Origin of the sequence: Microbacterium sp. (assembly GCF_047972865.1) — a bacterium.
Classification (GTDB): domain Bacteria; phylum Actinomycetota; class Actinomycetes; order Actinomycetales; family Microbacteriaceae; genus Microbacterium.
On record NZ_JBKEAY010000178.1, the window covers coordinates 1 to 1825 of the forward strand.

A 1825-nucleotide genomic window follows, 5' to 3' on the forward strand; every position below is an offset into this window, starting at 1 on the left:
TCGAAGAGAGCGTGGGACTCGGGTCCGGCCCATCCGGGCTGCACCCTGCCACCAGCAGTACACCCGCGATCACCAACGCGGCGGCCCCCCGCATCCTCCTCGCCATCGTCGCACCCTAGCCAGATTCGCCGGACCGTGGGAGGCGGCCTGTGGATAACGCCCCCAGCGAGGCCAGGCGCGGTCCCGCCAGCGCTAGGTGTATTAACCCGGATCGTTGTTGACGTAGGAGAGACCTCCGGGGTCGAGTTGGAGCTGTCTAGTTCCTCAACTCGTTCACACGGAGGTCTCTCGTGTCTCACGGTAATGCCCGGCTGACTCCGGCCGGCAGGTTGATCATGGTTCAGCGCATCGGATCGGGGCGCGCGGTCGCTCACGTTGCGGCGGAGATGGGTATCTCGCGCACGACGGCATGGCGGTGGTGGCGTCGGTTCCGCGAACACGGTCCTGCCGGACTCGTCGATCGCTCGAGCGTTGCCCGCTCGCACCCTCGCCGGACGGCGGCGTGCGTGGAGACGCGGGTGCGGATCGTGCGTCACCTCACTCGCCGCGGCCCGGTGTTCATCGCCGACAAGCTCGGCTTGCAGGCATCGACCGTGGGGCGTGTGCTGCGCCGCCATGGGGTGCCGCTGCTGCGCGAGCTGGACCCGGTCACCGGGGCGGTGATCCGCGCGACCCGCCGGTCCGCGAGACGCTACGAACACGGCTATCCCGGGTCGCTGATCCACGTCGACGTGAAGAAGCTCGGGCGCATACCCGACGGCGGCGGTTGGCGTCTGCATGGTCGCGGCGAACGCCCCAACCGCAAGCGCGGCCTGGGCTACGACTACGTCCACACCGTCATCGATGACCACTCCAGGGTCGCTTACGCGGAGATCCACGACGACGAGAAAGGCACGACAGCGGCCGGCGTCCTCGAGCGGGCCATCGCGTTCTACGCCAGCCTCGGGATCAGGGTCGAACGCGTCATCAGCGACAACGCGCTCGCCTACCGTCACTCGGCCGCCTTCCGGCACGTGATCGACGTGCACGGCATCAAGCAGAAGTTCATCCGCCCGCACTGCCCCTGGACGAACGGGAAAGTCGAGCGCCTGAACCGCACCCTCGCCGCCGAGTGGGCCTACGCCCGCCCCTGGACATCCAACGACGACCGAGCCGCCGGCTTGACGACCTGGATCGACTACTACAACCTAGACAGGCGCCACCTCGGCATCGGAGGCAAGACCCCCATCGACCGCATCAACAACGGTCGAGGTCAGTACACCTAGGCGTCGGCGTCTTCACCCATGCCCGCAGCACTCCCGGGCAGCCGCTCGCGGGCGGCACCGAGATCGCGGACGTTGCGGCCGCCACAGGCGCCCGCATCCACGCATGCCACGTCAACTCCAGCTGTCTGCGCAGCATGGAGGACGCCCACGCGCTCCTGCACCACGCCCACGACGGCGGCGCCCACCTCTCCCTGGAGATGTACCCATACGGCGCCTCGATGACCGCGGTGTCCGCACCGCTTCTCTCGCCTGCGCGCCTCGAACTCGCCGGCCTCGGCCCGACGGCCGTGATGATCGCGGCCACCGGCGAGGACGTTCCCGACGCCGACCGACTGCGTGACCTGCGCGCCAATACTCCGCGGACGCTGGTCATCGTCCGCTACCTCGACGACGACGGCGCCTCCGACGCTGCCCTGATCGCCCGCGCCATCTCCAGTCACGACGTCGCCGTGGCGTCGGACGCGATTGCGTTCACCGACCGCGACGGCTCGCTGGTGCAGCGTGGCGTCACGATTCCCGACGGCGCACGTACCCACCCGCGCAGCGTCGGCACGTTCGCG

The 1825-nt window shown here is 69.2% G+C and carries 2 protein-coding genes; both read left to right on the forward strand.

What is annotated here, in order from left to right; translation table 11 throughout:
- Nucleotides 1–290 precede the first annotated feature (290 nt).
- Complete coding sequence (locus tag ACK5KK_RS10630; protein WP_416890055.1) at nucleotides 291–1265, forward strand: IS481 family transposase; 975 nt, start codon at nucleotides 291–293, stop codon at nucleotides 1263–1265.
- A gap of 134 nt (nucleotides 1266–1399) precedes the next feature.
- A partial coding sequence (locus tag ACK5KK_RS10635; RefSeq protein ID WP_416890056.1) for a hypothetical protein occupies nucleotides 1400–1825 on the forward strand: 426 nt, incomplete at its 3' end.